General features: G+C 72.8%; 7 protein-coding genes. 6 read left to right on the forward strand and 1 reads right to left on the reverse strand.

All coding sequences use genetic code 11. From position 1 onward, the window contains the following. The first annotated feature begins 7 nt into the window (after nucleotides 1-7). Nucleotides 8-643: a uridine kinase family protein gene (locus tag ACTYVM_RS19280; protein WP_445527082.1), complete on the forward strand. Its 636-nt coding sequence runs from the start codon at nucleotides 8-10 to the stop codon at nucleotides 641-643. Between the two features lie 327 nt (nucleotides 644-970). Here the strand turns inward: ACTYVM_RS19280 and ACTYVM_RS19285 are convergent, their stop codons facing one another. Beyond that, on the reverse strand, nucleotides 971-1,771 hold the full coding sequence (locus ACTYVM_RS19285) for a SigE family RNA polymerase sigma factor (RefSeq protein WP_445527083.1): 801 nt from the start codon (nucleotides 1,769-1,771) through the stop codon (nucleotides 971-973). Nucleotides 1,772-1,965: 194 nt separating this feature from the next. Between ACTYVM_RS19285 and afsQ1 the strand changes: the two genes are divergently transcribed. From afsQ1 to ACTYVM_RS19310, 5 genes are all read left to right on the forward strand, one after another. Then, the gene (gene afsQ1, locus ACTYVM_RS19290; RefSeq protein WP_100569907.1) at nucleotides 1,966-2,643 is read left to right on the forward strand and encodes a two-component system response regulator AfsQ1; all 678 of its coding nucleotides are present in this window, start codon (nucleotides 1,966-1,968) and stop codon (nucleotides 2,641-2,643) included. Next, nucleotides 2,640-4,295, forward strand: a complete 1,656-nt coding sequence (locus tag ACTYVM_RS19295) for an ATP-binding protein (protein WP_445527084.1) — start codon at nucleotides 2,640-2,642, stop codon at nucleotides 4,293-4,295. The genes afsQ1 and ACTYVM_RS19295 overlap by 4 nt, the downstream gene beginning before the upstream one ends. Further along, a complete protein-coding gene (locus ACTYVM_RS19300; protein ID WP_445527085.1) occupies nucleotides 4,292-4,900 on the forward strand; it encodes a GerMN domain-containing protein in 609 nt (202 codons plus the stop codon). The genes ACTYVM_RS19295 and ACTYVM_RS19300 overlap by 4 nt, the downstream gene beginning before the upstream one ends. Nucleotides 4,901-5,004: 104 nt before the next feature. Then, nucleotides 5,005-5,586 carry a VanZ family protein gene (locus tag ACTYVM_RS19305; protein ID WP_445527086.1) on the forward strand — a complete coding sequence of 194 codons (582 nt, stop codon included), beginning with the start codon at nucleotides 5,005-5,007 and terminating at the stop codon, nucleotides 5,584-5,586. A gap of 65 nt (nucleotides 5,587-5,651) precedes the next feature. Continuing rightward, a complete protein-coding gene (locus tag ACTYVM_RS19310) occupies nucleotides 5,652-5,852 on the forward strand; it encodes a PspC domain-containing protein (RefSeq protein WP_445527087.1) in 201 nt (66 codons plus the stop codon). Nucleotides 5,853-6,000: the final 148 nt, after the last annotated feature.

The raw sequence follows: 6,000 nt of genomic DNA on the forward strand, positions 1-6,000 counted from the left end.
GTGTTCCGTGAGCCTTCATCCCGCGTCTCCCGCCCGCGTCGTGCTGCTGTGCGGCCCCTCGGGCTCGGGCAAGTCCCTGGTCGCCGCCCGCTCCGGACTGCCCGTGCTGCGCCTCGACGACTTCTACAAGGAGGCCGGGGACCCGACCCTGCCGCTGGTGGCGGGGAGTTCGGACATCGACTGGGACCACCCCGGCTCGTGGGACGCGGACGTCGCGGTCGCGGCGATCGGCCGGCTGTGCGCGACGGGCACCACGAGCGTGCCGGTGTACGACATCTCGCTGAGCGCCCGTACCGGCGAGGACACGCTGCACATCGGCCGCACCCCGCTGTTCATCGCCGAGGGCGTCTTCGCCGCCGAGATCGTGGCGCGCTGCCGGGAACTCGGCGTCCTGGCCGACGCGCTGTGCCTGAACCGCGGGCCGGTCACGACCTTCCGGCGGCGCTTCGCGCGGGACCTGAAGGAGGGCCGCAAGTCGGTGCCGTTCCTGCTGCGCCGGGGCTGGCGGCTGATGCGCGCCGAGCGGTCGATCGTCGCCCGTCAGGTCGCGCTGGGCGCCCACGCCTGCGACCGGGACGAGGCCCTCGGCCGGCTGGCCGCCGCGGCGGCGGGACGGCAGGCGCAGACGCGGACGGCCGCGTAACCGGCGCACGGGACGGGGGCGTACGGGATGCGGGTGCATACGCACCTCGCACGCACCGCGTACGCCCCTCTCGCACCCCGTACGCCCCCTCGCACCTCGACGCGCGTGAAACACGCGAAAGCGGGACTGGACAGACCCCCCGGTCCTCCAGTCCCGCTCCCTTGGTGCTCCCCCACGCTCCCCCGTGGTGTTCCCCCGTATCCCCCGTGTCCCCCGTGTCCCCCGTACTTCCCCCGTGTTCCCCCGGTCTCCGGAGTCCCCGTTACCCCCGGGTTCCCCGTCTTTCCTTCCCCCGGTTCCCCGGGGTCCCCCTGCCCTTCGGTCGGTTCAGGCGACGAGCTCGCCGAAGGACTCCTCACGGTCACGGCCGAAGCTGAGGACCTCGTCATCACGCAGCCGGCGCAGGGACCGCCAGATGCTGGACTTCACCGTGCCGACACTGATGCCGAGGACGTCCGCGATCTCCGGGTCCGTACGGCCCTCGTAGTAGCGCAGGACCAGCATGGTGCGCTGGAGCTCCGGCAGCCGGGCCAGCGCCTGCCACAGGACGGTGCGCAGCTCGGTGCCGCGCATGGCGTCCGTGTCGCCGGGCGCCTCCGGCAGTTCCTCGGTCGGGTACTCGTTGAGCTTGCGGCGCCGCCAGGCGCTGATGTGCAGGTTGGTCATGGTGCGGCGGAGATATCCGCCGACAGCCGCCTTGTCACTGATCCGGTCCCACGCCCGGTAGGTCGAGAACAGCGCGCTCTGCAGCAGGTCCTCGGCCTCGAAGCGGTCGCCGGTGAGGTGGTAGGCGGTTGCGTACAGGGAGGCGCGGCGCTCCTGGACGTAGGCGGTGAACGCCGCTTCGGCGTCCAGCGTCCCCGTCGGCGTGCGGCGCTCCCCCGAGCCCTCCCCGTACGCGGTTCCCCCGTGTATTTCCCCCGGTGTTTCCCCCGCTTCTTCCCCCGTGTTCGCGTCAACCACCGTCATGCACGGCTGAAGACCCTGCTGCGCATGTGCGGTGTGCTGACGCCCGGTGCCGCGAGCGCACCCCCGCCCGCTCACGGCACCGGACTTCTCCGGAGACCGGGCCACGTCGTGCAGACGCGTGACCACTGCGCTGTGGCTGGTGCTGTGCAGCGTGTTCATTCGCGCCCCCCGTCGTGGAGTTCCGGTCTTCCGTCCTGCTTCCTTGCCCCGTGCCGACGAGCTTGCCGTGGTCACTTCATGACCGTGTCCGCCGACTGTCACAGACCTGTCACAGAGGCGCGCGGCCCGGTACCGGGCGCTGGTCGCCGTACGGGTGTCGAAACACCGCCCCCGCATGGGCCAGAATGAAGCCCGTGCCTTCCCTGTTGCTGATCGAGGACGACGACGCCATCCGGACGGCCCTGGAGCTCTCACTGACGCGCCAGGGGCATCGGGTGGCCACCGCTGCCAGCGGCGAGGACGGTCTGAAGCTGCTGCGCGAGCAGCGGCCGGACCTGATCGTGCTGGACGTGATGCTGCCCGGCATCGACGGGTTCGAGGTGTGCCGGCGCATCCGGCGCACGGACCAGCTGCCGATCATTCTGCTCACCGCGCGCAGCGACGACATCGACGTGGTGGTCGGACTGGAGTCCGGAGCCGACGACTACGTGGTCAAACCCGTGCAGGGGCGCGTGCTGGACGCCCGGATCCGGGCCGTGCTGCGGCGCGGCGAGCGGGAGGCGAACGACGCGGCGACCTTCGGCAGCCTGGTCATCGACCGGGCGGCGATGACCGTGACGAAGAACGGCGAGGACCTCCAGCTGACCCCGACCGAGCTGAGACTGCTGCTGGAGCTGAGCCGCCGGCCCGGTCAGGCGCTGTCCCGGCAGCAGCTGCTGCGGCTGGTGTGGGAGCACGACTACCTCGGTGACTCGCGGCTGGTGGACGCCTGTGTGCAGCGGCTGCGCGCCAAGGTCGAGGACGTGCCCTCGTCCCCGACACTGATCCGCACCGTGCGCGGGGTCGGCTACCGCCTGGACGCGCCTCAGTGACCGACGAGCACGGCGGACTCCGGAGCTGGGCATCGGGGCGCAGGGGAACGTTGTCCCGGCTGCGGTTCACCAGTCTGCGCCTGCGGCTGGTCGTCGTCTTCGCGCTGGTCGCGCTGACCGCGGCCGTGTCGGCGTCCGGGATCGCGTACTGGCTCAACCGCGAGGCGGTGCTCACCCGCGCCCAGGACGCGGCGCTGCGCGACTTCCAGCAGGAGGTGCAGAACCGCGCGGGCGCGCTGCCTGTGCACACCACGCAGGACCAGCTCCAGCACACCGCCGGACAGATGGCAGGCAGCAGCCAGCGCTTCGTCGTACTGCTGGTCGGCCAGGACGCGAACGGCAGAACGCTGTACGGCAACTCAGGCGGGCTGAACGGCTTCTCGCTGGAGGACGTGCCCGCCTCGCTGCGCACCGCGGTGAACAGGCAGCAGCCGCTCACCTCCGCCAACAAGGCGCCCTACCACCTGTACTGGCAGCGGATCGTCGTGCACGGCCAGCCGTACCTGGTGGCCGGCACCCGGGTGATCGGCGGCGGCCCGACCAGCTACATGCTCAAGTCGCTGGAGCCGGAGGCCAAGGACCTCAACTCGCTGGCCTGGTCCCTGGGCATCGCCACCGGCCTGGCGCTCGTCGGCGCCGCCCTGCTCGCCCAGGCCGCAGCCACGACGGTCCTGAAGCCGGTGCACCGGCTGGGAGTCGCCGCGCGCCGGCTCGGCGAGGGCAAGCTCGACACCCGGCTGCGGGTGTCCGGCACCGACGAACTCGCCGACCTGTCCCGCACGTTCAACAAGGCGGCCGAGGCGCTGGAGAAACGGGTCGCCGACATGGCCGCACGCGACGAGTCCTCCCGCCGCTTCGTCGCGGACATGAGCCATGAACTGCGTACGCCGCTGACCGCCATCACCGCCGTGACGGAGGTCCTCGAAGAGGAGCTGGAATTCGAGGGCGGCGGCATCGACCCGATGATCGAACCGGCGGTCCGGCTCGTCGTCAGCGAGACCCGGCGGCTGAACGACCTGGTCGAGAACCTGATGGAGGTCACCCGCTTCGACGCGGGCACGGCCCGGCTGGTGCTGGACGACGTCGACATCGCCGACCAGATCACCGCCTGCATCGACGCCCGCGCCTGGCTGGACGCCGTCGAGCTGGACGCCGAGCGCGGCATCCACGCCCGGCTCGACCCGCGCCGCCTGGACGTCATCCTCGCCAACCTGATCGGCAACGCGCTCAAGCACGGCGGCTCGCCGGTGCGGGTGTCGGTGCGCGAGTCGGCCGAGGACGCGCAGGGGCCCGCCGAGATCGTCATCGAGGTGCGCGACCACGGGCCCGGCATCCCCGAGGACGTCCTGCCGCACGTCTTCGACCGCTTCTACAAGGCGAGCGCGTCCCGGCCGCGCTCCGAGGGCAGCGGCCTGGGACTGTCCATCGCGCTGAACAACGCGCACATCCACGGCGGCGGCATCACCGCGGCCAACTCGCCCGAGGGCGGAGCGGTGTTCACGTTGCGGCTGCCGCAGGACGCCTCGTCGCTCGCGGAGCGGACCGAGCGCGAGCAGTCCGAGCGCGAGCGGTCCGAGCGCGAGCGGTCCGAGCGCGAGCGGTCCGAGCGCGAGCGGGACAGGGACAACGGCTCGAAGGGAGCGGTCCGATGAACGCGCGCCGACTGCTGCCGGCGGCGCTGACCGCCCTGGGCCTGCTGCTCGCCGGGTGCGGCATCCGGCCCACCGAGGTGCCCACGGACTTCGGCGGCGCGCCCTCCCGCGTGCCGTGCTCGCTGTCCCAGCCCGACCTGACCGTCCAGTCCGCGCGCGGCGTGCCCGTCCAGGTGTTCCTGTTGTGCGGCTCGTCGCTGGTGGCCGTCGACCGTACGGTACGGGTGCCGGACGGCACCGCGGACGCGCGGCGGCGGGTGATCGTGGCCCAGGCGCTGATCGACCAGCTCACCGAGCCGCCGTCGGCCGGTGAGAAGGAGGCCGGGTACACCACGCACGTCCCGGGCGGCCTCAGGGTCGAGGGGCCGCGTCCCCGTGACCCCGCCGACACGCTCCGGCTGAGCAGCGCGCCCGCCGGCCTCGCCCTGTACGCCCTCGCGCAGATCGTGTGCACGCTGTCCGACTCGGCCGCCGCCGAGGGTGACGGCTCGGTCGTCCTGGGCGGCCCGGGCGACACGGGCCTGCGCCGCTACGAGTGCACCGCGGAACTCCGCTCCCGCCCGGGCACCACACTCCCCCCGTCGACCCAGGTGGCCGGCGGCTGAATCCGGGGGCCCACGGGCGGCACGCGCGGGTGTGGCGCGGCACTCACCACGGAGTGTGCCGTCCCGCCGGAACCGATCGTGCCGGGGGTCGCGTCTTGGGTGGCGTGCAGCGTCAAGGCTCCAGCTGCGGCAGCGCCGCGATCCACGTCCGCGCGACAGGGGGTGTCCTCCTCGTCGCCCACCTCGCGCTCGTCGCCTGGCTCACGCTGCGTCCACTGGACGTTCCCTGGGTGACGCCGCCCAACCTGCGTCCGCTCGCCACCGTCCGGGCCGACCTCGCGCTGGGCTGGCCCGAGGCGGCCCGGCGCATCGGCGAGGGACTGGCGCTGCTGGCGCCGCTGGGTGTCCTGCTGCCGATGACGCACGGCAGCCTCCAGGTCTCCCCGGTCGGGTCCCTGTTCCGCACGGTCGCCGCCGGCACCCTGGTCTCCCTGGGCATCGCCCTGCTCCAGACGGGCGTACCGGGCCGGGTGGTGGACGTCGACACACTCCTGCTGAACTCCGTGGGCGTGGCCCTCGCCCACCTCGCGGTCGTCCCCACGGGCCGCTCGCGCCTCCGCCGCGGGGCGGAGCGCCGGGAGCGGACCGCCCCTCGCCCGGAGGACCCGCCTCAGGGGCGCACCCCGACGATTCCCAGGGTCGGCCTCGCCCCGTGGAGCGACGCTCTGCCCCCTTCGTCTCCCTAACGTGGAAGACGGACGGGGCGGCCGACGGAGCGGCCCCGCACCGACAGCCCACCAAGGAGTCGACCATGACCGCCCTCGCCCGCCCGACCCACGGCCGCATGCTCGGCGGAGTGTGCGCTGCGCTGGCTCGGCGCTTCGGCACCTCCGCCACGACGATGCGCGTGATCTTCGTGTTGTCCTGCCTGCTGCCCGGCCCGCAGTTCCTGGTCTACCTCGCGCTGTGGATCCTGCTGCCCTCCGAGGAGACGGCCGGCAGCGGTTGGTGAACACCGCGGACCCGCAGTCCGCGACACGGGGACACGAGGACACGGAAACCCGGAGACACGGAGACCCGGAGACACCGGCACGGCTGGGGCGCACCCCCCCTCCCCCAGAAGTTCTCCCCCCCCCTCCCTCTTTTCCCCTGGGGGAAAA

Source organism: Streptomyces cyslabdanicus (assembly GCF_052663305.1).